Genomic DNA, 23,384 nt, shown 5'->3' on the forward strand with positions numbered 1-23,384 from the left:
GAAGATTTTTGTCCGTTTTGGTCTTACTCTAGGGGAACGACATCAACCGTGTGCCGTCCATCCTGTGACCCGGTTGTACGCAATGCCCCCTTTACTGGGGCGACGTCAGAATAGTCGCGTCCAATCGCTGCCGCGATATAATCGTCTCCGGCCCATTGCTTGTTGGTCGGGTCATATTCGACCCAGCCCTGCTCGGGCCCGCACCAAGCCGCGACCCAGGCATGCATTGCGTCCACCCCTTCCAATCGCTCTTCGCCGGGGGGCGGAGTGGTTCTAAGATAGCCAGAAACGTAGGCGGCTGGGATGCCAATTTCGCGTAGCCCACAGATCATGATCTGAGCAAAATCCTGACACACGCCACGCCTCGCCGCGAAAGCCACTTCTGGAGGAGTCGAAACCTCCGTGGCAGCGGAATCGAAAACAAAATCTTCATACAACTGCTCACCAAGCAAACGAATGGCTTCGCGCGTGCTTGTTACAGAAGATGTGGCCACTTTGGCATAATCGCGGATCTCTGTGTTCGAAGCAATTCTAGGCGAGGGATGTCGAAAATGTTGAGGTGATGTTGGGTCAATTCCACAGAACACTAGCGTATTCCCAAGATCATTCAGAGGAGTGGAGCAGTCCTCGTCCGATGGCGCGCCGCGCTCGACAGCCGCCAAAAGTGTGAAGCTGGTGTTTTGAATGGGGCTATGCCATGCAACGCTACACACGGCATTTCCAAAAAAGTCAAAGCTCTCGCGTCTCTCATCCGGTGTCGGAGAGATTGTCAGTAAATGCTTTATGACCGTTTGGTGTGGTCCGTTAGTCGGTAGCAAGCGAAGGAGGACGCGTGCGTGGTCTGACGGATTGGAATAGTCGTACGTGATGTTCAGTTGAATTTCGTAGCGCATCTTTCACCTGAAATACAGGCTGGAAAGAAGTTCGAAAACACGAGCCAATTGCCGTCTTGCCTCAAAAAGGCGACTTGTATCCAGATCGCTTGGCGCTGCGACGCGAAGTTCGGTTTCAAGGGTCAGCAGCACTTTTTCCAACTCTGTTAACGGTCCGTTGCCGCCCGCCTGCGGCAAAGCCTCGGCCAGTTCTCTGATGTGGCTGATCTGGTAGAGCACAGAGCGAGGATTTTGCCCATCTTGAACCAGCAAGTCCAAAACCGTTTCGACTGACGGGCCAAAGCGATAGCGCCTCTGGTGGGTCATGACGCTATCGCCCACCTCAATCGCGATTTCCAACGCGCCGCCAGCAGCGTCAGCCTTTGCAAAGGTTTCCAGCAATGCCAGCATGGCATCTGCGCGCTCTTGTGATCTACCGACGGAAAGAAAGCGCCAGCCTGCAAAATGGTACATGTTTTCATGTACAAGACCGGAAAAGGCAGAAATCTTTCGCAACAGAATAGACATGGCATGGGCGCTGTCGGCCCCGGCTTCAACTTTCGCCGCCAGTTTTAGTGTGGTTTTCGACAGATCGTTCAGCGCATTCCAACCATCGGGCGAGAAACGGTCACGCACTTTTTCTGCGGCCAATCTGGCCGAGTTCACGAGATATGACAGGCCCGCAGGAATAGGAGTGTCCGGTCTTAACCCTATTCCATCAAGGTAGTTTGTAAGGTCTTGCAGGAGCAGGTCATTCGGATCCCCGATCTCGGCTAGCCTTAGATGATAAGCGCGCAAAAGTCGGATGGCGCCTTCGGTCCTTTCCACATAACGCCCTAACCAATAAAGGTTATCCGCAGCGCGCGACGGCAGAATTCCCGGAGCGGACCTTTCAAACTGAGACCTCGACACGAGCGTTTCGGCAGCGACCGGTTTCGGGGCGACAACCCAGACATCTGCGACAGCGCCACCTTCCTGCATGGCAAGGGCTGTTGCATCTTTCCCTTTTCCGATCCGGGCGTAACCGCCCGGCATGAAGATCCAGCCCGTTTCTGTCCGGGCGGCGAAAACCCGGATCGTCATGGGGCGCGGAACAAGCTTGCCTTCGTGCCAGACGGGTGTCGTTGACAATGAAACGGCTTCTTGACCAACATATGCAGCGGCTTGTGACGCAGGCATCTCTTGCAGAATCTTTGCAAGTTGCCCGTCCTTCGATTGCGCGTCAGAGGGCCCAAGAGTTGAAGCAAAGGGCAAAGAGGTATCGAACGCTCCGCCAAGGATCATTCGATCGGCGTTCTGACGAACATGCTCCAGTTCAACCTTCTGGCCGCACCACCAGGTCGCAATATTCGGTATTTTTAGCGGTTCGCCCCGCATTGCTTCGCAGATCTTAGGCCAAAAGGCCATAAAAGCCCGAGTTTCTAGAATGCCCGAGCCGGGGAAGTTAATTAATGTAAGGCCACCCTCACGCAAGGCTCCGCTCAGACCGGGTGTGCCAATTTGCGAAGTTTCATTTAGTTCCAGCGGATCAACGAACTCGCCATCAATGCGGCGCCACAACAGGCCCAAAGGTTCAAGGCCGCGAACAGTCCTGACCATGGCTTGGCCGTTTTCGACCAGCAAGTCCTCGCCTTCCAAAAGTGTCAGCCCAAGATAGCGGGCAATATAGGTGTGTTCGTAATAGGCGTCGTTGTTTGGTCCCGGGGTAAGGATTGCCATGCGGCGCCCCTCACCAGTCAAACTTTCCATCGCTTCTCTGAATGCCCGGAAATATCCGGCCAAACGGCGAACATGTGATCGTGGGAAGGGCTCAGAGAAAATCCGAGATGTGGCCATCCGGTTTTCAAGTGCAAAGCCCGACCCGGACGGCGCCTGTGTCCTGTCACCCAGCACAAAGAACGACCCGTCTGGAGAACGACCAACTTCGAACGCAATATGGTGCAAGAAATGCCCAGACCGGGGGGTGATCCCAACATGTGGTCGCAACCATTGTGCGTTGCAAGCGACAAGTTCCGCCGGCAGATGGCCATTCTGAATCAAACTTCCCGGTCCATAAAGGTCCGCCATGGTTTGTTCCATTAGATCAGCCCTTTGCGATAATGCTTCGCAAAGGGCTGACCACTCATCGTCGGCGATCAAGACCGGGACATGGCTAAGCGGCCATTCGCGTTCCTGCATTGGACCCGCTGAATAAAGCCTGAAGAAAACCCCAGCGTCCCGCAAGTACTGTTCCCCACGGGAAAACCGGGCCGTCACCTCCTCTGTCGAAAGGGCCTGCAACTCGCGCAGAAAATTGTTCCAGACTGGCCTTTGTGTGCCATCGTTCTGGAACAATTCATCAGCGACCCCCGGAAGGGGCACATAGTCCGAAAGAAGGTCGGTTCGCGGCTGAGCTGCGGCCCTTGCGGTCATTGCTTCATCCTCTTGCCGCGGGTCTTCGCAGGTCAAGTGTCATCGGGAAGTCTGGATGGGGGCGTTCGGTCTGCGGGCGATAGCTACCCGGCTGATGCCCATGGGATTCAAATCGAGCAAGACGGCGTGCTTCCGCCTCGTTTCCGTTGACTGGGAAGGTATCGTAATTGCGGCCACCCGGATGGGCGACATGGTACACACATCCGCCAATCGCCCTGCCTGTCCAATCATCGAAAATATCGAAGGTCAAAGGTGCATTGACTGGAAGAACTGGGTGCAGCGCTGCTGCCGGTTGCCAAGCCTTGAACCGAACTGCGCCAACGGCCTCTCCACTCGTCTCTGTGCGGCAAAGAGGGACGGGGCGTCGGTTGCACATCACCCTGTACCGATCTTGTGAAAGGCTGGTCATGCGCACCTGCAAACGCTCAACGGAACTATCTGTATATCGAACCGTCCCACCGATGGCGCCTGTCTCTCCCAGTACATGCCAAGGCTCCAAGGCTTGCCGCAATTCCAGATGAACGCCCTCGACTGTGATCTGGCCACAGAACGGAAAGCGGAACTCGGCCTGCGCCTGATACCACACTGGATCCAAGTTGAACTCGTGTGACGCCAGATCTCTAAGCAAATCTAGGAAATCCTGCCAAATGAAGTGCGGCAGCATGAAACGGTCATGAAGAGTGGTTCCCCATCTGACCGGCGTGCTGTTCAAAGGCGCCTTTGCGCAGCGCGCAATGATCGCCCTGATCAACAATTGCTGGGCAAGGTTCATACGAGGATGTGGCGGCATTTCGAAACCGCGAAATTCGACAAGTCCCAATCGACCAGTTGGTCCATCGGGCGAATAGAGTTTGTCGATGCAAATTTCAGCGCGGTGTGTATTGCCTGTTACATCAATCAAGATGTTGCGAAGCAATCTATCGACAAGCCACGGTGGCGGAAGCGGACCACCACCAACCGGGTCGCCAATTTGGGATAGCGCGATTTCCAACTCGTAAAGACTGTCTTGTCGCGCTTCGTCAATGCGTGGGGCTTGAGAGGTTGGACCGACAAAAAGTCCAGAGAAGAGGTAGGACAGCGAGGGGTGACGCTGCCACATCAAGATAAGCGATTTTAACAGGTCCGGCCGACGCAGGAACGGGCTGTCCTCCATCGTCGCGCCACCGACAACGACATGGTTTCCGCCTCCGGTTCCGGTGTGTCGTCCGTCGATCATGAACTTATCAGCGCCAAGACGGCATTGACGTGCTTCTTCGTAGATTGCCTCGGTCGTTGCTACGCAATCTTCCCAGCTGTGCGCAGGATGAATATTGACTTCAATCACACCTGGATCGGGCGCAACGCGGATGACGTTCAGCCTTGGATCGTTCGGTGGGGAATAACCTTCGATATGGACCGGAAGATTGAGATCCGAAGCCGTCTCTTCGGCGGCGGCAATCAGTTCCAGATAATCTTCCAATGACTCACATGGGGGCATGAATAAGCACAGCCGACCGTCGCGAGGTTCCATGGCAATGGCAGTCCTGACCCAACCCTCGGACGGGTCAACGCCCTCTTGCGGGACGATGCGCTGTCGGCGTGATTCCTCGACCTTGGTCTCGCGATTCTGCACATGACCGGGCGACACGGGAGGGATTTGTGCGGCTTCCTCTAGCGCTTCTTGCGCTATCCTTGCCATTTCAGCTTCCACCTCGGCGCGGCGCGCCGCCAGTTTCGCATGGAAGTCCGGAAGGGCCGGGCGCACCACCGATGGGTCTGTAGGGTAAAGGTAGGGATACTGCGCTGGTGTAATGTAAGGCAAACCAGCGAGGGGGAGGCGGAAACCAACAGGGCTATCACCGGGGATCAGAAAAAGGTGGCCCCTCCTTGGCTTCCACTTCTCTGATTTCCAGCGATGCCCGAAAGCTTTGCTCTGCCATCTTTGAATTGGCAGAACAAATCCCGAAGGCTCGGACAGGCCGCGAGAGAAAACCCGCGCAAAACGGGAACGTTCTTCCGGGTCTTTCAGCTTCGAATTTTCCGGTGAAACATTCGGGGGAAGGTTGGCTTCTTTTAGGATCCATTCCGCCGGATCTTCATAGGCGGGTTGGGCATGGTCGCCGGAAATGCCCAACTTCTCGGCGAAAGTCGACATGAAGTCATGGGCATGATCGGCGCTTACTTGATAGTCTCGCGCCTCTTTGGCAACCAGGTCAGCATTCTTCCAGACCGGCAGTCCGTCGCGTCGCCAATAAAGCGAAAACGTCCAGCGCGGCAGGCTTTCGCCGGGATACCACTTGCCTTGCCCGTAATGCAGAAAACCCGTCGGGGCAAAGCGGCCACGAAGGCGGCGGATCAATTGATCTGCGAGATCTCGTTTTTTCGGGCCGACTGCTGCTGTATTCCATTCAGAGGATTCGAAGTCATCTATCGACACAAAGGTCGGCTCGCCGCCCATCGTCAGGCGCAAGTCCTGTTCGGCCAGCGAGGCATCGACTTGTCGCCCCGTCTCATTCAGCTTTTGCCAAGCCTCATCGCTGAAAGGTTTGGTGATGCGAGGATGTTCGGCGACGCGGCGAACTTTCATATCAAAGGCAAAATCGGTCTTCGGGGTGCCAACTGCCGTGAACCCCCCCGAGATAGGTGCCGCATTACGGTAATGCGGGGTTGCGGCTAGAGGGATATGGCTTTCGCCCGTCAAGAGACCCGAGGTCGGGTCAAGACCGATCCAGCCTGCGCCGGGAATGTATGCTTCGACCCAGGCATGAAGATCGGTGAAATCGACTTCTGTACCCGATGGGCCATCAAGTGATTTCAAATCCGGCGTCAATTGAATCAAATAGCCCGACACAAACCTTGCCGCGAAGCCAAAGTGCCGAAGCGCTTGGACGAGCAACCAGCTGGAATCCCGGCAGGAGCCAGATTTCAGGTGCAAGGTTTCTTCAGGCTGTTGAACCCCCGGCTCCATCCTGATCGTGTAGTTGACGATGTTCTGCACGCGAGCATTCAAGGCAACGAGAAAATCGATCGTCCGAGAACGATCCTTCGGGGTTTGGTCCAGAAAAGACTGAAGCAGTGGTCCGGCTGGCTCCGGGGTCCTATAGATAACCAGATCGTCCGACAAATCCCTTGGGTAGTCGAAGGGCCAGAATTCCGCTTCTTCTTCCACGAAGAAGTCAAAGGGATTGTACACCGTCATATCGGCGACGAGGTCTACTTCAATCTTGAATTCGGTCACAGGCTCTGGAAACACAAAGCGAGCCAGCCAGTTGCCGTAGGGATCTTGCTGATGATTTACGAAATGGCCACTGGGTGAGACCTTTAGGCTGTGCGAAATAACCTTCGTGCGCGATTGCGGGGCAGGGCGCAGGCGGATGATCTGCGGACTCAAGCTAACCGGTCGATCATAGCGGTAGTGGGTCAAGTGATAGATACTGGCATGAATCGCCATCGGTGCCTCGCGTCGAAAAGTGGAGCCACCCTAACGCGGCCATTGATTGGAAAGATAGACTAGCTTTACACGGCAAGGAAAACATTGGTGGCTAGTCGATCGCCACGAATTTGGAAGTGTACCGATCAGTCAGCCTAAAAAATACGCATATTTGACGCCGTTATTTTCACACTTAGCCGCGAAAAGGGCGTCAACGGACAGAAACCAAGACATGCATTCGTATACCGGACTTTTATCTCTGATCGCTTTGGCTGTTATTTTTCTGGGTGTCTTTGCCCTGTATTTTGTCCTCCTAGGCCGCGCAGTGCGACGTCTCCGGTCTGCAATGATCAAGTTGCGAGACCGGATTGACCGTTCTAATGACAGCCCGCGCTAGCGCCTAGGTCGGGGAAGCACACAAAGCATTTCATAAAGGAAGTTGGCCGCGATCATCGCCGTGTTGCCCGAAGGGTCATAAGGGGGCGATACTTCAACAAGGTCGCAACCTACCAAATTCAGCCCCAGACAGCCGCGAATGATTTCAAGGCCTTGAATCGTCGTCAGCCCACCCACCTCGACAGTACCCGTCCCGGGGGCAAAGGCCGGGTCAAGGCTATCAATATCGTAACTGAGATAAACGGGCGCATTTCCAATCTTGGACCTGATGGTTTCCATCAAAGGTTTCAAAGACTTGTGCCAGCATTCCTCGGCTGGAATGACGGTCCACCCCTGCGATATTCCCCAATTGAAATCTTCTGGACTGTACCCCGTCCCGCGCAGGCCAATCTGGAACACTTTGTCGTTTTGCAGGCAACCGTCCTCCCATGCGCGGCGGAACGGACAACCATGCGCCTCCTTCTCCCCGAACATGTGTTCATTGGTGTCTGAATGGGCATCAACGTGGATCAGGGCGACAGGGCCATGTCGGTCTCGAATGGCCCGCAATATTGGCCAAGTCAGGGTATGATCTCCTCCAAGAGTCAACGGGATCACGCCATGTGCAAGCACCTGCTTATAGTGATCTGTGATAATGGCGCACGACTTTTTTAGATCAAAAGTGTTGATAGGCACATCGCCAATGTCGGCAACCTGCATCTCATCAAACGGCCGCGCACCTGTGGCCATATTATAGGGGCGCATCATGCGGCTTTCGTCGCGAATTTGGCGCGGACCAAGCCTTGTGCCGGGGCGGTTTGATGTGCCGATATCCATGGGAATTCCGATGAAACACGCATCAAGCCCTTCTGCGGTTTCTTGGGCAGGCAGGCGCATCATCGTCGCAGGTCCACCAAAACGCGGCATCTGATTGCCGCCTAAAGGCTGATTATACGCAGTGCTCACGGGCTTTCCCTTTCAGTTGCACATGTGTCTGGGCTAGGATGCAGCAGCATTGAGAATTGCTGAAGATGCGCCTTCAGATCGCGCCTAAGAGTTTTCAAGCTGGCATTCTCGTTCTTAACAAATTCGACGAACATCATGTTGATGTCGTTGAAGATGATAACACCAAGGACGTTCGCTTCTAGATCTGCCCGCAGGTCGCCTCTGGATTGAAGCTTGCTGATCAGCGCACTGATCTGATCGGTCAGTCTTTGATCGAGTTCGGTGTAATGACGCGAAAAAGCGGTCTCTGGATGAGCAATGGATTGCGCCATCGCCGTGCGCCACATGGCTTTTGACAGATACTTCAAGGAATGATCGTAGTACCCGCCGATAAGTTTGGTCATTGCCCCATCAAACCCGCCTTGCGGGTCGGCAACAAGCGTTTCTCCGGCGACAAGAACCTCTTCGACCTCCATCGCAACGATTGCCAGAAGCACATCACCTTTCGTCGAAAAGTAATTGTAGACGGTCCCTGGCGACATCTGCGCGTCCATTGCGATGTCTTCAATCCGAACGGAATCAAAGCCCGACTCGCGAAACAGCCGTGACGCACTTTCAAGGATGCGCCGGGTTCGATCGGCTTTGTTTTGGGCGCGTAACCCCGTCATTCTTCCGACTCATCCAGAAATTTGAAGTTGACTTCAAAATTACATTGACTTGGAAAATCTTCGTCCTCAATCCTTTTCTTTATAGGGTGCCGTCAGAGCCCCAAATCCAACAGGAGAGACGATTATGACAAAGGCTCGCAAATCTATTCTCTGCGCCTCTGCGGCAGCAATGGCGGTCATATCAGCGCCGGTTTCGGCACAAGAGCTGAATGCACTGGTCTGGTGTGATCATAGTGATGCCGCTTTACTTCAGCCGTTTGAAGAGAAGTACGGCGTTAAGGTCAATGTGAAGGAATATGAAGGAACCGCCGCAGGTTTGACGATACTTGAACAGTCGCAGCCCGGCGATTGGGACGTGCTGGTAATCGACGCTGTCGACCTGGCGCGCGCAGTAGAGGGCGGGTTCATGGCGGAAATGCCAGCAGACCAACTCCCGACGGGGGACTTCTTTCCTGAAGTGGTCATGGCCGATAACAATGTCATCGGTGGCAAGACTTATGCTGTGACCGAGAAGTTTGGCTACAACACTGTGGCCTATGACAAATCAAAGGTTGATGCGGCTGACATGGAAGACATGGCCGCCTTGACCAGTGGCAAGTATGACGGTCGTATCGCGATCTACGACTATTATTTGCCCGTGATCGGGCTAGTAGCTCTGGGGCAGGGCGTTGCGACCTCTGACATTACGGCCGAGACCTTGGCAGGTCTGGCTGAACCCTTGAAAGCACTTCGCAAGGCGTCAAAGCAGGTGTCCGATGTGGTTTCCGCCCAAACTGCCCTTGCCACCGGCGATGTTGACATCGTCGTCGGCGGCGGAGAATGGCTGACGGCTGTTTTGACCGGCGAAAACCCGAACATGGATTGGACGATCCCAAAACAGGGTGCACTTCGCTGGGCGCAATCCATCGGTGTGGTTGCGGGCTCCGAACAGCCTGATCTGGCACTGGAATTTGTCAAATATATCGTTTCGCCAGAAGGTCAGGCTCGCTTGGCCACGTCTGCCTGCTATTGGGGGATGCCGGCCAACGCAAAGACAGGCGATGTGCTGAGTGCCGAACAGAAAGCCGTTCTTCGTTGGGACCAACAGCCTGATTTTCTGGCGCGCGCTCAGCTTTATCCGATACCGGACGCGGCGCTGGATACTGAAATGCAGGATCTTTGGACAGAAATGCTGAACCAATGAGCCTAAGGCGCTCCGAAGTTCGATTGGGCTGGGGCTTGGTTGCCCCGGCTCTCATCTGGGCGCTTGCTTTTTTCTGCCTGCCCTTTGCCGCGATGGTGGCAATGTCCTTTGCTAGAATGGAAGGGCGTACGATCGTTCCAGCCATTGATCCGGGCAACTACATCCGCCTGCTGACCGAGCCGGCAATGCTTAAGGCGCTGACCAACAGTCTGGAAATCACTCTGGTTGTGACATTGGTTTCGGTTCTCCTCGCCTATCCTTTGGCGATGATCATCGCCTTTCGCGTGCCGCGCCGCTGGCAGCGGCTAGCACTATTGTTGGCAATTTTGCCGTTCTGGACCTCTTATGTCGTCCGTTGCTATGCGTGGCTTTTGGTATTGGGGCAGAACGGCGTTATAAACCAAGCCCTTCTCGGTCTAGGTCTGATAAGCGCGCCTTTGGAAATTGCGGCGACCCGTGTTGCGACTGTGATTGGTTTTGTCCATTTCTTCGTCATGCTGCTTACGCTGACAATTTTCGCCAATCTCATCCAATTGCCGAAAAACTATCTTAGGGCTGCGGCAGATTTGGGGGCCGGACCAGTCGCGACATTTCTGCACGTCGTGCTTCCGCTGACCCTGCCGGGCGTGGTCACTGGTGCGTTCCTGACCTTTGTCCTTTGCATCGGCGACTACATCACGCCGCAAATTCTGGGCGGAAATGCTGAGCTCACGCTACCCCAGTTGATTATGCTTCAACTTGGCCGCAGCGGGAATTTCCCATTTGCCTCCGCCCTGTCCGTCACACTGATGGCCTTTGTCACACTGGCATATGTCGTTGCTGCCCGTTGGGTGAGGCTTGATCGTCTATGAAAGCGCTCCGTCCGATTTCATGGCTCTATCTGGCGACGGCCTTTGTCTTCATCTTCCTTCCTGTTGTCGTTCTTGTGGTCTTTTCATTCCAAGACGGACGCCTGCCGGTGCCGCCATTCAAAGGGGGGACTTTGGACTGGTATGCAAAAGTCATCTCCGACCGCGACTTGATTGAGGCAATGTTCAACTCGCTCGTTCTGGCGGTCATGACGTCAGTTATCGCATTGGCCTTGGGATTTCTGGCAGCACATGGATTGGCGCGCGTAAAACTACCCGGGTCGGCCTTTCTTCGACTGCTGCTTATCGCCCCAATGACGGTAAGTTACCTGATCATTGCGCTTGGGCTGCTGCAAATGTTCCACCAAATCGGCGTCCGGCCTTCGCTAGTTGCGGCGGGAATAGGCCATGTGGTGATCAATTTGCCTTTGTGCTTTGCCATTTGCTTTGCTGCGATGGGGGATCAACAAAAATCTGCTGAAAGGGCGGCCCGAGACCTTGGGGCTGCAGAATGGCAGGTGTTGGTGCAAATCTCCGCCCCCATGCTGGCCCCGGCGCTTGCTGCTGCGTTCTTCCTTTCGGTCACCTTCAGCTGGGATGAATTCATCATCGCTTTCCTTCTGACCCGTTTCGATGTCACCTTGCCGGTGGAAATTTGGTCCATGCTCAAATCCGGGATTTCGCCGGCAACCAATGCCGTGGGTTCTTTGGTCTTTCTCATTTCGATTGCTGTTGTGCTTTTGGCCGAATTCTTCGTTCTGGGGAGGCGCAGATGACGGCTGGTGTTGAAGTCGAGCGGATCAGTCAGCACTACGGTTCGACAAAAGCGCTGGACGATGTTTCACTAAACATCGGAGAAGGCGAGTTTGTCGTACTTCTCGGCCCGTCGGGCTGCGGCAAGACCACTCTCTTGAACCTGATCGGTGGCTTTGCCGAACCGACAGCCGGGCACATACGGATTGGCGGTCGTGATATGACCGGCGTGGGGCCGAAAGACCGCCCCACCACGACCGTTTTTCAGGATTATGCGCTTTTCCCGCATATGACATTAGGTGACAACGTAGGCTTCGGCCTTCGAATGCGTGGCGTATCGCGATCAGATCGGCGAGCAAAGGCCGAAGAAATGCTGAGCTTGGTCGGGCTATCAGGAAAGTCAGACCTTCGCCCACATGAACTTTCAGGCGGTCAAAGACAAAGAGTGGCCTTGGCGAGGGCTCTTGCTGTATCACCGGACGTGCTTTTGCTGGACGAACCTTTGGGCGCTTTGGATCTTAAACTGCGTCGCCAGATGCAAGATGAACTGAAGGCAATTCAAAGGCGGGTAGGAACAACCTTTGTTCATGTCACCCACGATCAGGAAGAAGCGATGGCAATCGCAGACCGGATCGTAGTCATGAACGCAGGGCGGATCGAGGATGATGGCCCACCATCCCGTATTTATCTGCGCCCTCGAACATTGTTTACGGCAGGCTTCATGGGCGAAATCAACCGCATTCCGGTCTTGGATGGTCAATGCCCATTGGGCTCCATCGTAGCTGGAAGTGGAACTCTGTGCATTCGCCCAGAAGCGATTGGCCTTGATGGCGGAACGCCAATCGGTGATTTCAAATTGCAGGAGGCGGCATTCTACGGCACACATGTCAGAGCGCACTTCTTGTCGGAAAGCAGTCCAGATGTAAGCCTCTTGGTCAATCTTCCACAAGGCAGTTCCGCCGAACCGGGTCAGGTGGTCGAACTCTTTGCCAAGGATATGGTGCTGCTATGATAAGTCACGAAAAACCTGAGAACTGGTGGCGGGTGACGCCCTTGGCTGATGCGGTTACCTTGATTGACGAGCCGCATATCCAGCCCTTCTACCGCTGCAATGTCTGGCACATTCGGGGCAGTGCGGGCGACATGCTTGTTGACAGCGGCATGGGAGTTGTGCCGTTGCGTCAATGGGTTCCCTTGGTAACAGAGCGCCCGTTGCAGGCCGTCGCCAGCCACTCCCATTTCGACCACATCGGTTGCCACGACGAATTTTCTTGCCGCCTTTGTCATGCGGCAGAGGCACATCTGATGCGGGCCCCAACACGCGAAAATACATATGCGGACAAGTATGTGACCGACGACATCTTCACGGCCTTGCCGCCCGAACCCTATCGTTCTGAACACTACGCAGTGGCCGCAGCACCGGCCACGCGGCTGCTTTGGGATGGAGATGTAATTGACCTGGGTGACCGCCGGTTCGAGGTCATCCACACGCCAGGTCATTCGCCTGGAGGGATCGCGCTTTGGGAGGCCGCAACTGGCATCCTGGTCGCAGGCGACATCGTCTATGATGGCAAGTTGATCGAGGGCACTAGTGACTTGGAACAACGCCAGTATATCGAGTCGATGAAGCGTCTATATGCTTTGCCTGTCCGTGTTGTTCATGCAGGTCATTTCCCCAGTTATTCCGGGGAAAGGCATCGGCAGATTATTGAAGATTGGCTCCGCGAAAAGGGTGCCTAAAGCGCTTCATGTGTGATCCGACCGCCGCAGACGGTCAGCGCGATTGGGTGGCGGTCAAGATCTTCTGGGGCTGTCTTTTCCGCATCACATCCCAGCATCACCAGATCGCCAGCAAGCCCCGGTTTCAGCGTGCCAGTGATGTGGTCCATATGTGCGGCCCATGCGCCCCCGGCGGTATAGGCGTAAAGTGTCTCCATCAGTCCTAGCCGCTCATCTTCGGCACCAGGGTAGGGGCTTCGTGTCAGCGCCGCCTTCAGCCCGCGCATGATACTGACATCGCTGACAGGCCAGTCGCTGGCAAAAGCGATCCTCGCCCCAGCCTTTGCCAACCGGTTCCAAGTGTAGGCATCCTTCCAGCGGGCAGGGGCGATCTTGTTCATGGTCGGGAACATCGGAAAATCCATTGCAGCCGGGGGATGCGGGGGCTGCAGGCTTGCCGTGATGCCCAACTCGGCAAGACGCGGAATGTCGGCCGGGTCGATCAACTCGATATGTTCAATGCGGTGACGGCTGTCGCGTTCACCATTGGCTTTCTGTGCGGCTTCGTAGCCGTCAATCGTCTGTCGCACGGCACCATCACCGATGGCATGGACCGCAATTTGTAGCCCTCGTCGGTCAATCTCGGTTGCGATTTCGTTGAACCGGTCTGGAGGGAACAAGGGTTCAGAACGGTGGCCTGGTGCATCCGGGTAATCGTTCAACATGTAGGCCGTGCCGCTGTCCATCACGCCATCCATGAACATCTTTACGAAACCGCTGCTGAGCCATTCGTCGGCGTAGTCGCGTGTCATCGCCTCGGCGCGGTCGAGTTCAGAAAGATCCATATGCGGTTTGAAATGGAAGGGAACCTTCACCCGCGCCAGAAGATCGCCCGCGTCCCGCATCTCTCGAAGAAGTTCCAGCGTGTATCGGTTGCCGTCCATATTCACCATGCTAGTGATCCCATGTGCGGCGCAGTGCTTTAACCCCATAAGAACCTTGGCGCGGTCGATGGCACGCTCTGCTTCGGTGGGCCACGGGGAAGGCTCGCCACCTGTCGCAATTCCCAAATTGAGGCGCGCTTCTCCACCCAAGGCGATGACTGGAGCGAAGGCTTCGAATTCTAGGAGTTCTCCTGTGGCCAGGCCGTCCTTTCCCATGACAACTTCATGCCCGTGCGGCGTTTCCAGACCATGCAAAATTCTTGCCGCTTTCAGGGCAGCTGTGTTGGCCCAAACGGTGTGGTGGTCTGCGGCGGTTATGGCAATCGGGCGGTCCGGCAGCATCGCGTCTAGATCAGCCCGTGTCATCGGGTGGTCAAGCATCCCGTAATCCGCCCCTTGAGCCATCAGTAGGGGGCGTTCGGGATGCTTTTCAGCAAAAGCTCGAAAAGCATCGCGAAGGGCCTCAAATCCGTGCATCCCACCGATCTGAAGATGCGCCAACTCTGCCCCGCCCAAAACCAAGTGGAGATGGCTTTCAATAAAGCCGGGCAGGACGGTGCGCTCTTTCGCGTCGATGATCCGCGTCTGTGGGCCGGCCAAGATCTCTATCTCGTTGCAGCTGCCAACAGCCGAAATACGGCCTTTCGTAATGGCGACAGCTTCGGCACGCGGATGGGACGCGTCCATGGTCAAGACGCGGGCGTTGGTCACGATCAGATCAGGGGTCATTTCGGCCTCGAAAAAGGGAAGGGCGGCCACGGGGGCCGCCCCAGTTGGCTTACTTCTGAAGCTCGGTCCAGATTGCGGTCATGTATTCCTGCGCCTTGGGCGAGCAGGTCGGGATGAAGATACCAGCCGCCTTGTGCTCTTCGGGAACCACAACTTCCGGAGCCGTTTTCATGTCTTCGGGCATGAATGCGTCGGATCCTGCAATGCCATTTGCATAGCGTGCAAAGGCTGAAATCATCGCGGCGTTTTCCGGGGCTGCGATGAAGTTCAGGAAAGCGTAGGCGTTGTCCACGTTTTGTGCGTCCTTCAGCAAGGCGACCGAGTCCATCCAGACGGGGTAGCCTTCCTTGGGGTAGCCGTAAGCAACCGGCGAGTTTGCAAGGCGCGCGCGCATGGTCGAGCCGTTCCAGTTCACTGACGCTGCCCAATCATTGTTCGACAGCTTTTCAGTCGCGCCGTAATCCATGCTGATCCAGTCAGGCTTGGCCGCAAGCAGTGCGTCACGCGCCTTTTTCAGAACCTCGGGGTCTTCCGAGCAAGGCTGACCACCGGCCCACATGACCGCAAGGTTCACGACATCGTTCATTTCTGGAACGACGTTGATTTTGCCTTTCAATTCTTCAGGGACATTCATGAAGATGTCCGAGGTGTTGATGTCACCCGAATAGACAGAGGTATTAACGGCAACCCCAGTGGTTCCCCACTGCCACGGAATGGTCAGTGTACGGCCCGGATCCCAGTCGACGTTCATCCATTCCGGGGCGATGTTGGCGTGGTTTGGCACCTTTGCCATGTCCAACGGAACGATCAGGCCCTTTTCAGCATAGATTTGAACGTATTGGTGCGTTGGCACCACAAGATCGAACCCGTGGCCACCGGCCTCGATCTTGGCCAGAGCGGCGTCGTTGCTGTCGTAATCGGTGACCGTAACCTTGATACCGGTTTCGGTCTCGAACTTCGCCAGCAATTCCGGGCTGGTATAGTTGCCCCAGTTAAAAAGGTTCAAAACACCCTCGGCTTGGGCCATGCTGGTTGTCGCCATCAAGGCGGCAATCATTGCGACGGTTCTTTTCATTGCAGTCTCCCAGTTGGTTAGTTTCTTTTGCGGGTCAGTAAGAAGAAGGCAGTCAACAGAACGACGGTCAGGGCCAGCAGAACTGTCGAGATTGCGTTGACTTCGGGTGTCACCGCACGCCGCAACTGGCCAAGCATGTAGGTGGGCAAGGTGTCCTGCCCGCCAGATTTCACGAATTCAGTGATGACGACATCATCGAGGCTAATCACGAAGGCCAACATAGCGCCCGCTGCGATGCCGGGGGCAAGTAAAGGCAGGGTAACATGACGGAAAGTTTGCCAAGGCGTCGCGTAGAGGTCCGCGGCGGCTGTTTCCAGCGTCATGTCCATCCCCTCAAGGCGCGCGCGGATTGGCAGATAGGCGAAGGGTATGCAGAACGCGGAATGCGCCGCGATCAAATAGCCCAAACCTTGATATCCCGTGGCGACTTTGATCGAGGCGAAAAAGATCAAAAGCGCCACTGCCGTCACGATTTCTGGCACCATTAGGGGCTGGTTGATCATCACATAAATGAAGGTTTGGCCCTTGAATTCGGCCCGGCGCGTTGTTCCAAGCGCGGCCATCGTCGCAAGTGTTGTCGAAATCGCGCTGGCTGCGCAGGCGATGATCAAGGACCGCACGGTCGCGCTTTGCACGGCATCGTTTTCCCAAGCTACATGGTACCACCGTAAGGAAATCCCTTCCCACACGGCAATCGAAGGCCCGCCATTGAACGAATAGACCACCAGCGTGATGATCGGCAGGTAGAGGCACAGGAAAACGGCCAAGGCGATTGTGGCAAAGCCGGGAAGACGCGAAACCGAGAAACTGCGCTCAGCCATGGCCACCTCCGGCTCCACCTTTGTTGATTGCCCGGACGTAGTAGAGCAAGGCAACGGTCACGATGACCAAAAGGGTCATCGAAAGCGCTGCACCCAAGGGCCAATTGCGCCCTTGGCCGAACTGAAGTTCAATGAAATTCCCGATCATCATGTTCTTGCCACCCCCAAGAACGCGGGGCGTGACATATGCGCCAAGCGAGGGGACAAAGACAAGGATCGACCCGGCGACGATACCTGGCCTTACAATCGGCAGAATGACATGGCGCAAGACCTGTAATCGGCTGGCATAAAGGTCATAGCCAGCCTCCAGCAACCGCATGTCGAACCGCTCGATTGCAGAAAACAGTGGCAAAACCATTAGCGGCAAATACACATAGGCCATGCCCACCAGAACCGCGCTGTCGTTGTAAAGCATCTGGATCGGCTTATCTATGATCCCCACCATGATCAGGCCTGTGTTGATCAAGCCCTCGGAGCGCAGAATTTCTCCGATCGCGAAGGTTCGGATCAACAGATTTGTCCAGAACGGAATTGTAATCAGGAACAACCATCCCGCCCGCTCGGATGGGGGGCGGGTTGCGATAAACCAAGCTGTCGGAAACCCCAACGCAAAGGTAATCAGCGTCGTCAAAAGCGACAGCTTCACACTGCGCCAGAAGATCGTCAGATGCGCGTCTGCAAGCCCGAGAGTACCGTCAAAAATATCGCGCGAAAACAGAATGCCAATCCACCCTTCCGGGCTGAATTCCCAGATGACATTGCCATAATCTCCCTTTTGCAGAAAGGAGTAGACCAGCACGATCAGAAGCGGGCCAGAGGCTGCAAAGAACAAAAGGGTTAGGGCAGGGGCCGAGAGAAGCCAGCCGTTTCGGGCTGAAGTCTGGGACTGTTTGTCTTCTGCGCGGCTCATCGTACTACTCCCGGATCAGTCGCGCAGCGCCCGGCGCAAATGTCACGGCAACCCTGTCGCCCTGAACCAGCCCCGCATCGCCGCCCGGAGGGAGGGGCAGACGGGCAGTGAGTGCTTCTCCATCAGGAAGCCGCATCTGGGCCTGCATATCGGTCCCCATATAGACCAGGCCTTGAACGACCGCAGGTATTGCGCCTTTGGTTTCCGGAGGGACGATCCGCACCTGCTCCGGACGGACGGTCAAGATTGGCCCCTGGCCTTCGGCTTGAATGACCTCGCCGCATCCAAGACGAACACCGCCAGCGACTGGCGTGGCCGACAAAAAGTTCGTCTCGCCAATGAAATCGGCGACGAACCGATTGACCGGAGCCGTGTAAATTTCGCGCGGTGACGCAACCTGTTGTAGCTGTCCTGCACTCATCACACCCACGCGGTCCGACATGGTCAGGGCTTCTTCCTGATCGTGTGTGACGAAAACAAAGGTGATGCCAGTTTCTTTTTGCAGGCGCTTCAATTCGCTTTGCATTTCTTTGCGCAGCTTTAGATCCAAGGCGGAAAGGGGCTCATCCAGAAGCAAGACTTTGGGCTGTGGTGCAAGCGCCCGCGCCAAGGCCACGCGCTGCTGTTGTCCGCCTGAAAGCTGAGCCGTTTTCCGGTCGGCCAAGCTTTCCATTTTGACAAGGGCCAGCATCTGGTTGGTCCGGTCAGCGATTTCTGCAGAGTTGCGGCCCTGCATCTTCAATGCAAAGCCCACATTCTCGCGGACAGTCAAATGGGGGAATAGTGCGTAAGATTGAAAGACCGTGTTCACTGGACGCCGGTTTGGGGGCAGGTCGGTGACGTCTTGACCGTCCAGTAGAATGGTTCCTGACGTGGGCATCTCGAACCCTGCGATCAGGCGCAAGAGTGTGGTTTTGCCGCAGCCTGACGGCCCAAGAAGAGTGAAGAATTCCCCTTTCTCGATGGTCAATGACACGTCGTCCAGTGCTTTGACCAAGGCTTTTCCTTGCCCAAACGCCTTTACGACATGTTCTGCCGCCACCGCATCCTGTTGAGTCAAAGTCAGACGCTCCCCTGTTTCTGGCAGCTGTTCAACCGCTCCGGTCGTGTTTTGATCATATTGGACGGCAAAAGGCCGATCTGGCAACCAAAACCTGACCCATCAGTCAATTATCGGTTTGCGAGACGCCCACGGGGCAGCTCGCTCAATTTCTGAGCAAAGAGCGATCAGCTCTTCATCGGCTCCGAAGCGCGCGGCCAACTGAACGCCGATCGGCAAGCCCTTCTCCGACATGCCCATAGGCACCGAGGCCGCAGGTTGTCCGCTGGCATTGAACACTGCGCAAAAAGGGGAATAAGAAAAGATCATGTCTGGCCCCATCCGATAACCGACATAGTCGTCCGTCGCGTGGGTAAAGCGTCCAATTTTTGCAGGCGGTTCTGCCAAAGTGGACGACAGAATGATGTCTGGGCCTGTGCCCGTTTCTGGGTCAAATGCAGCAGCCATTTCGCGCCCGAAGCTGTGGATCTTTCCAACGGCGTCGAGATAATCCGCACCTGACAGTCTGGACGCATGGGCCATCGCGCCACGGCTCACACCTTCAATGTCATCAGGGGTCAATTCACGACCGCGGTTTGCAAGTGCTTTGCGAATGCCGAGGGCCGTACCGCAGGCGACTATGTCGGTCCAAGCGCGCATCATGCCCTCAAAGTCTGCTTTGGGCAGGCCAAGATCCATGTCATGTCCAAGATCTTGCAGCAGTTTTGCAGCCTCATTCACAACTCGTAAGCAGTCGGGGTGGATTGGCTTTCCGGTAAAGGTGGTTGTGCACACCATAACCCGAAGACGACGTGGTGGGCGGCTGATCGCCTGCATATGTCCCGCGCGGAGGGGTGGGGCGACATAAGGCGCGCCGAGGTCAGCACCTTGGCAGGCATCCAACAGCGCCGCAGTATCCCGGACCGACCAGGTCAGGAAACCGTCAATTGCCATTCCGGCCCAACCTTCCCCGACATATGGGCCGTCGGGCAGGCGCGCACGTGTGGGTTTCAGGCCAAACAGGCCGCAGCAGGAGGCCGGAATTCGGACGGAACCGCCGCCATCAGACCCATGGGCAAAAGGAACGATCCCGGCGGCAACGGCGGCACCCGCCCCGCCAGAGGACCCGCCGGGTGTGTGGTCCATATTCCACGGATTTCTGGTAGGGCCTCCATATACTGCTGCCTCGGTCGCGGCGCCAATTCCGCCCTCCGGACTTGTCGTACGACCAAAGGTGACGACTCCGGTGTCTCTGATCCGTTGAAAGATCGCTGAGTCGCGGCCGTAGCGGGTGTTCTGCAACAGACGGGATCCGTTATGCGACGGAAAGTCGATAGCCTCGCATCCCAGATCTTTCAGCAGGAAGGGGAGGCCCTGAAACGGCCCCTTTGGCAGTCCAGCCAGAATTGACTTTCGCGCGATGTCTTCCTGCACCAACACGACAGCGTTGATCCTTGGATTCAGGGAAGTAGTTTTGTCTATCGCGTAATCCAGCAACTCGCTCGGCGAGACTTCTTTTGCGGCGATGCGGCCAGCCAATTCTGTGGCGTCGCGAGAGTCAAAGGCCGTGAGCATTGTCACCTCTGGAATCGCTATTTTGATCAAACAGTAAAAGGCAAGGTCTTCCTGAGGCAAGGAATTAATCCGCCCTTTGAATTCCCCCATCCGAGCAGATGCGCTACCTTTGGGCGCCGTTCTTAGGGAACTCGACGACCTTCCGCCGCGTTTTTGAAGAGGTTGTCCACATTTGTGGCGCCTTTGAATTCATCCTGAATGAGAAGGGAAGAAAATGTCCGAAGTTTTGAAAACTGTGCCGCGTCCCGATAAGGTGGAAACTGGTGTCGAAAAGGTGTCTGAAGTTGTGAAGGGCCTGAATGGTGCGCTTGCCGATACCTATTGCCTTTTGTTCAAGAGCCACGCCTACCACTGGAATGTCGAAGGCCCGTTTTTCCATTCGATCCATGTTTTGACCGAGGCTCAGTACGGCAATCTGTTCAAGGCCGCTGATGACTTGGCCGAACGCATCCGTGCGCTTGGTCAACTTGCCCCTTCGCGTCTTGGCGATGTGATGGAGGCGTCGATCATCAAAGATCGAGCCAAATTGCCTTCTGCACAGGCCATGGTCGAAGATCTGGCGGCTGATCATGAGGCGGTTGCAAAGCGCATGCACAAGACAATTGAAACGGCCGAGAAGGCTGGCGATCCAGTAACCGCAGACTTGCTGACGGGCCGTTGCGCCTTTCACGAAAAAGCCGCTTGGATGCTTCGTGCGACTGCGAAGTAATATCCGCAGATGGCTGGAAAGAAAGGGGGGCGTCATGCCCCCTTTTTTAATTTCTTCAAGACAGACCAAACCAACGTCGCGAATGTAAAAGCCCCCGGCACTTCATCGTGCCAGGGGCTTCGGTCTGAACTCAGGTTGACCTTACTTCAGACGGGTAACCACGCCATCTGCAAATGCTTCGATCAAGGCTGCGTAGTATTCCGGAGTGTCGGTGAACGCGCCTTCCAGCGGGAGCCCACCCGGGCCAAAGGCGCTCGCCGCCTTGGCACTGATGGTCAGTTCGTAAGCATCGAACTTGGTATTGTCGCTGTCATTGACGATGTTGACTTGGCCAACAAGAACAGCGTCTTCAAGCCCAAGCGAGGATTGGAACGAATTGGTCAGGGCGAGTTCGTTCACGTCAATCTTGATTTCGGATCCGGTTTCACCGACCTGATCGACCAGACGTGCTGCAATCGCGGCTTCAAGATCGGTCGAAACGTCGGCCCAATATGCGGCAGCCTTTGTGTTTTCGATAGCAGTGATATCGGCAGATACGTCAATATCTTTCACCATGGTTGCAGCAAAGCTGCTGGTGGCAACGAATAGGGCGGTGCTGGCAATAAGTGCTTTCTTGAACATGATACGTCCTTTTCTGTTATCGCGCGGCCGTATGCGTTGCCGCGTCTGGAAAAGAAACGCATTAGAAAACAAATGGTTCCAATAAAAAACCCGCCGATTTCGGCGGGTTTTCTAACTTTGTTGGTATGTCAGTGCCCAAGGGTCGCCGTCGATGAAAAGAACATCGCCTGACTGACTGCGGACCGAACTTGCTCTTCCGTGAAGGGCTTGGTGATCAGGAAGGCTGGTTCAGGTTTATCACCCGTCAGCAGTCTCTCTGGGAAGGCAGTGATAAAGATCACAGGTACATCACCCATATCGGCCAGAATGGCGTTCACTGCGTCTACACCTGAAGAATTGTCGGCCAATTGGATATCGGACAGAATAAGATCCGGGCGCTCTTTCTTGGCAAGAGCGATAGCCGCATCGCGCGTTCTTGCAACGCCTGTGACCGAATGGCCAATGCTTGTGACGATATCGACAATATCCATAGCGATAATCGCTTCGTCCTCGATCACCATTACGCGACCCGTAACAGACGCTTCCATTTCGCGATTTGCGGTCTCGATCAGATGCTTCACTTCAGTTTCAGAGACTTGCATGATCTCTGCAATTTCGCCTTCGCTAAAGCCTTCGATCGCGTGCAGCAGAAGGGCTTCGCGCGAATTGGCCGTCAGCTTTGCCATATGGGAAAGTGCGCCCGCCGTAATCACGTCATCAGCTTCTGCAGTCGGAGCGCCGGCACTTGTCCATACCAAATGGAACGCATGAAAGAGACCAATTTTAGGGGATTGCGAAGTAGCTACAACGGACAAATCCTCCAGCAAGCTTTCCAGCGTTGCCGCGGCGAAGCGATCGCCTGAGTCCTGGCTTCCGGTCAAAGCCCGTGCGTAGCGACGCAAGTAGGGCAATTCGCGGGCGACGGCCTGCGACAAGTCTAAAGTTTCGGTCGTCGACATCAATTTCTCCCCAGTCGAGTTTTTCTGGGAACCAAACGCACTATCCTTGCGTTTGGTTCCATGAATAATAATGGGACATGGCAAATATGAGCATGAAGGAAGATATGGCCGAGGAAAAGCCCAAGTCGAGCTTGCGGCGTGACATCGACGAAAATCTCAAGCGCGTCTTTGAAGATGCGCTTGATAAGGAGATCCCTGACAGGTTCAAGAATCTGCTTGCACAGTTGAAGGCGAAGGAGGAGCGCAAATGAGCTCCTCCATCGATCCTCGGGATGAATTGCCGGATCACATTCCTTCGTTGCGTGCTTTTGCGATTTCATTGACCCGGAATGTTGCCGAGGCCGACGATCTGGTTCAGGAGACAATCCTGAAGGCTTGGTCGAACATCGAAAAATTCACGGTGGGCACCGACATGCGTGCTTGGCTGTTCACCATCCTGCGCAACACCTTCTTTTCGTCCAAGCGGAAAACGAAGCGCGAGGTCGCAGATCCCGAGGGTATTCATGCAGGCAGTCTCTTTGAACGGCCCGAGCATGACGGCCGATTGGCGTTCGCCGATTTTTCGAAGGCGTTTGACCAACTTTCTGCTGAACATCGCGAAGTTCTGATCCTCGTCGGCGCTAACGGCTACGCGTATGAAGAAGCTGCCGAGATGATGGGGGTAGCGGTCGGAACAGCGAAAAGCCGCGCCAATCGTGCGCGCCAGCGCCTTTGCGAACTTCTGGGGATGAAGTCCGGCGAAGACATTTTGGGAGGGGATGCAAGCATGACGATGGCTGTGATGGCGCGGTCCGGCCCACAGGCGGCATGATCCCGAGATGATCACAAGGTTGCGGCAA

Annotated in this window: 21 protein-coding genes; 8 read left to right on the top strand and 13 right to left on the bottom strand. The window is 55.5% G+C overall.

From position 1 onward, the window contains the following. Positions 1-23 precede the first annotated feature (23 nt). From ACSBLW_RS01765 to ACSBLW_RS01785, 5 genes are all read right to left on the bottom strand, one after another. Positions 24-893: a transglutaminase family protein gene (locus tag ACSBLW_RS01765; protein ID WP_435258532.1), complete on the bottom strand. Its 870-nt coding sequence runs from the start codon at positions 891-893 to the stop codon at positions 24-26. Between the two features lie 3 nt (positions 894-896). Beyond that, on the bottom strand, positions 897-3,284 hold the full coding sequence (locus tag ACSBLW_RS01770; RefSeq protein WP_435258533.1) for a circularly permuted type 2 ATP-grasp protein: 2,388 nt from the start codon (positions 3,282-3,284) through the stop codon (positions 897-899). Positions 3,285-3,288: 4 nt separating this feature from the next. After that, positions 3,289-6,714, bottom strand: a complete 3,426-nt coding sequence (locus tag ACSBLW_RS01775) for a DUF2126 domain-containing protein (RefSeq protein WP_435258534.1) — start codon at positions 6,712-6,714, stop codon at positions 3,289-3,291. 372 nt (positions 6,715-7,086) lie between these two features. Next, the gene (gene speB / locus ACSBLW_RS01780) at positions 7,087-7,995 is read right to left on the bottom strand and encodes an agmatinase (RefSeq protein WP_435258535.1); all 909 of its coding nucleotides are present in this window, start codon (positions 7,993-7,995) and stop codon (positions 7,087-7,089) included. Between the two features lie 35 nt (positions 7,996-8,030). Further along, positions 8,031-8,681, bottom strand: a complete 651-nt coding sequence (locus ACSBLW_RS01785; protein ID WP_435258536.1) for a TetR/AcrR family transcriptional regulator — start codon at positions 8,679-8,681, stop codon at positions 8,031-8,033. Between the two features lie 124 nt (positions 8,682-8,805). Here ACSBLW_RS01785 and ACSBLW_RS01790 point away from each other — a divergent pair, with 124 nt between their 5' ends. The 5 genes from ACSBLW_RS01790 to ACSBLW_RS01810 are packed head-to-tail and all read left to right on the top strand — an operon-like array spanning position 8,806 to position 13,205. Next, the gene (locus ACSBLW_RS01790; RefSeq protein WP_435258537.1) at positions 8,806-9,864 is read left to right on the top strand and encodes an extracellular solute-binding protein; all 1,059 of its coding nucleotides are present in this window, start codon (positions 8,806-8,808) and stop codon (positions 9,862-9,864) included. Continuing rightward, complete coding sequence (locus ACSBLW_RS01795; protein WP_435258538.1) at positions 9,861-10,715, top strand: ABC transporter permease; 855 nt, start codon at positions 9,861-9,863, stop codon at positions 10,713-10,715. Before ACSBLW_RS01790 ends, ACSBLW_RS01795 begins: the two co-directional genes overlap by 4 nt. Continuing rightward, on the top strand, positions 10,712-11,488 hold the full coding sequence (locus ACSBLW_RS01800; RefSeq protein WP_435258539.1) for an ABC transporter permease: 777 nt from the start codon (positions 10,712-10,714) through the stop codon (positions 11,486-11,488). Before ACSBLW_RS01795 ends, ACSBLW_RS01800 begins: the two co-directional genes overlap by 4 nt. Next, positions 11,485-12,477, top strand: a complete 993-nt coding sequence (locus ACSBLW_RS01805) for an ABC transporter ATP-binding protein (RefSeq protein WP_435258540.1) — start codon at positions 11,485-11,487, stop codon at positions 12,475-12,477. Before ACSBLW_RS01800 ends, ACSBLW_RS01805 begins: the two co-directional genes overlap by 4 nt. Continuing rightward, on the top strand, positions 12,474-13,205 hold the full coding sequence (locus tag ACSBLW_RS01810; RefSeq protein ID WP_435258541.1) for an MBL fold metallo-hydrolase: 732 nt from the start codon (positions 12,474-12,476) through the stop codon (positions 13,203-13,205). Before ACSBLW_RS01805 ends, ACSBLW_RS01810 begins: the two co-directional genes overlap by 4 nt. On the opposite strand, the gene ACSBLW_RS01815 is transcribed toward ACSBLW_RS01810, so the two are convergent. From ACSBLW_RS01815 to ACSBLW_RS01840, 6 genes are all read right to left on the bottom strand, one after another. Further along, positions 13,202-14,857, bottom strand: a complete 1,656-nt coding sequence (locus ACSBLW_RS01815) for an amidohydrolase (RefSeq protein ID WP_435260012.1) — start codon at positions 14,855-14,857, stop codon at positions 13,202-13,204. The two genes, ACSBLW_RS01810 and ACSBLW_RS01815, sit on opposite strands and share 4 nt — an antisense overlap. Positions 14,858-14,906: 49 nt before the next feature. Continuing rightward, positions 14,907-15,932: an extracellular solute-binding protein gene (locus ACSBLW_RS01820; protein WP_435258542.1), complete on the bottom strand. Its 1,026-nt coding sequence runs from the start codon at positions 15,930-15,932 to the stop codon at positions 14,907-14,909. A gap of 17 nt (positions 15,933-15,949) precedes the next feature. Beyond that, a complete protein-coding gene (locus ACSBLW_RS01825) occupies positions 15,950-16,753 on the bottom strand; it encodes an ABC transporter permease (RefSeq protein ID WP_435258543.1) in 804 nt (267 codons plus the stop codon). Beyond that, positions 16,746-17,663, bottom strand: coding sequence for an ABC transporter permease (locus ACSBLW_RS01830; RefSeq protein WP_435258544.1), 918 nt, complete (start codon positions 17,661-17,663; stop codon positions 16,746-16,748). The genes ACSBLW_RS01825 and ACSBLW_RS01830 overlap by 8 nt, the downstream gene beginning before the upstream one ends. Positions 17,664-17,667: 4 nt before the next feature. Further along, positions 17,668-18,723: an ABC transporter ATP-binding protein gene (locus ACSBLW_RS01835; protein WP_435260013.1), complete on the bottom strand. Its 1,056-nt coding sequence runs from the start codon at positions 18,721-18,723 to the stop codon at positions 17,668-17,670. A gap of 102 nt (positions 18,724-18,825) precedes the next feature. Continuing rightward, positions 18,826-20,277, bottom strand: coding sequence for an amidase (locus ACSBLW_RS01840; protein ID WP_435258545.1), 1,452 nt, complete (start codon positions 20,275-20,277; stop codon positions 18,826-18,828). A gap of 214 nt (positions 20,278-20,491) precedes the next feature. Between ACSBLW_RS01840 and ACSBLW_RS01845 the strand changes: the two genes are divergently transcribed. Next, positions 20,492-20,986, top strand: a complete 495-nt coding sequence (locus ACSBLW_RS01845) for a Dps family protein (RefSeq protein WP_435258546.1) — start codon at positions 20,492-20,494, stop codon at positions 20,984-20,986. Positions 20,987-21,127: 141 nt separating this feature from the next. On the opposite strand, the gene ACSBLW_RS01850 is transcribed toward ACSBLW_RS01845, so the two are convergent. Both ACSBLW_RS01850 and ACSBLW_RS01855 read right to left on the bottom strand, forming a co-directional pair. Beyond that, on the bottom strand, positions 21,128-21,607 hold the full coding sequence (locus ACSBLW_RS01850; RefSeq protein ID WP_435258547.1) for a hypothetical protein: 480 nt from the start codon (positions 21,605-21,607) through the stop codon (positions 21,128-21,130). Positions 21,608-21,735: 128 nt separating this feature from the next. After that, complete coding sequence (locus tag ACSBLW_RS01855; RefSeq protein ID WP_435258548.1) at positions 21,736-22,545, bottom strand: response regulator; 810 nt, start codon at positions 22,543-22,545, stop codon at positions 21,736-21,738. Positions 22,546-22,649: 104 nt separating this feature from the next. Between ACSBLW_RS01855 and ACSBLW_RS01860 the strand changes: the two genes are divergently transcribed. After that, complete coding sequence (locus ACSBLW_RS01860) at positions 22,650-22,796, top strand: NepR family anti-sigma factor (protein WP_435258549.1); 147 nt, start codon at positions 22,650-22,652, stop codon at positions 22,794-22,796. Next, positions 22,793-23,356 carry an RNA polymerase sigma factor gene (locus tag ACSBLW_RS01865; RefSeq protein ID WP_435258550.1) on the top strand — a complete coding sequence of 188 codons (564 nt, stop codon included), beginning with the start codon at positions 22,793-22,795 and terminating at the stop codon, positions 23,354-23,356. Before ACSBLW_RS01860 ends, ACSBLW_RS01865 begins: the two co-directional genes overlap by 4 nt. Positions 23,357-23,384: the final 28 nt, after the last annotated feature.

This window comes from Thioclava sp. FR2 (assembly GCF_051200875.1).
Classification (GTDB): Bacteria; Pseudomonadota; Alphaproteobacteria; order Rhodobacterales; family Rhodobacteraceae; genus Pseudotabrizicola.

What these genes read in the sequence shown, in the direction of transcription:
- ACSBLW_RS01795 (WP_435258538.1), top strand. Translation starts at nt 9,861, where the DNA reads ATGAGCCTAAGGCGCTCCGAAGTTCGATTGGGCTGGGGCTTGGTTGCC.
- ACSBLW_RS01800 (WP_435258539.1), top strand. Translation starts at nt 10,712, where the DNA reads ATGAAAGCGCTCCGTCCGATTTCATGGCTCTATCTGGCGACGGCCTTT.
- ACSBLW_RS01865 (WP_435258550.1), top strand. Translation starts at nt 22,793, where the DNA reads ATGAGCTCCTCCATCGATCCTCGGGATGAATTGCCGGATCACATTCCT.
- ACSBLW_RS01850 (WP_435258547.1), bottom strand. Translation starts at nt 21,607, where the DNA reads ATGTTCAAGAAAGCACTTATTGCCAGCACCGCCCTATTCGTTGCCACC.
- ACSBLW_RS01775 (WP_435258534.1), bottom strand. Translation starts at nt 6,714, where the DNA reads ATGGCGATTCATGCCAGTATCTATCACTTGACCCACTACCGCTATGAT.
- ACSBLW_RS01830 (WP_435258544.1), bottom strand. Translation starts at nt 17,663, where the DNA reads ATGAGCCGCGCAGAAGACAAACAGTCCCAGACTTCAGCCCGAAACGGC.
- ACSBLW_RS01805 (WP_435258540.1), top strand. Translation starts at nt 11,485, where the DNA reads ATGACGGCTGGTGTTGAAGTCGAGCGGATCAGTCAGCACTACGGTTCG.
- ACSBLW_RS01845 (WP_435258546.1), top strand. Translation starts at nt 20,492, where the DNA reads ATGTCCGAAGTTTTGAAAACTGTGCCGCGTCCCGATAAGGTGGAAACT.
- ACSBLW_RS01815 (WP_435260012.1), bottom strand. Translation starts at nt 14,857, where the DNA reads ATGACCCCTGATCTGATCGTGACCAACGCCCGCGTCTTGACCATGGAC.
- ACSBLW_RS01790 (WP_435258537.1), top strand. Translation starts at nt 8,806, where the DNA reads ATGACAAAGGCTCGCAAATCTATTCTCTGCGCCTCTGCGGCAGCAATG.
- ACSBLW_RS01785 (WP_435258536.1), bottom strand. Translation starts at nt 8,681, where the DNA reads ATGACGGGGTTACGCGCCCAAAACAAAGCCGATCGAACCCGGCGCATC.
- ACSBLW_RS01825 (WP_435258543.1), bottom strand. Translation starts at nt 16,753, where the DNA reads ATGGCTGAGCGCAGTTTCTCGGTTTCGCGTCTTCCCGGCTTTGCCACA.
- ACSBLW_RS01860 (WP_435258549.1), top strand. Translation starts at nt 22,650, where the DNA reads ATGGCCGAGGAAAAGCCCAAGTCGAGCTTGCGGCGTGACATCGACGAA.
- ACSBLW_RS01770 (WP_435258533.1), bottom strand. Translation starts at nt 3,284, where the DNA reads ATGACCGCAAGGGCCGCAGCTCAGCCGCGAACCGACCTTCTTTCGGAC.
- ACSBLW_RS01810 (WP_435258541.1), top strand. Translation starts at nt 12,474, where the DNA reads ATGATAAGTCACGAAAAACCTGAGAACTGGTGGCGGGTGACGCCCTTG.
- ACSBLW_RS01820 (WP_435258542.1), bottom strand. Translation starts at nt 15,932, where the DNA reads ATGAAAAGAACCGTCGCAATGATTGCCGCCTTGATGGCGACAACCAGC.
- ACSBLW_RS01855 (WP_435258548.1), bottom strand. Translation starts at nt 22,545, where the DNA reads ATGTCGACGACCGAAACTTTAGACTTGTCGCAGGCCGTCGCCCGCGAA.
- speB (WP_435258535.1), bottom strand. Translation starts at nt 7,995, where the DNA reads ATGCCGCGTTTTGGTGGACCTGCGACGATGATGCGCCTGCCTGCCCAA.
- ACSBLW_RS01840 (WP_435258545.1), bottom strand. Translation starts at nt 20,277, where the DNA reads ATGCTCACGGCCTTTGACTCTCGCGACGCCACAGAATTGGCTGGCCGC.
- ACSBLW_RS01765 (WP_435258532.1), bottom strand. Translation starts at nt 893, where the DNA reads ATGCGCTACGAAATTCAACTGAACATCACGTACGACTATTCCAATCCG.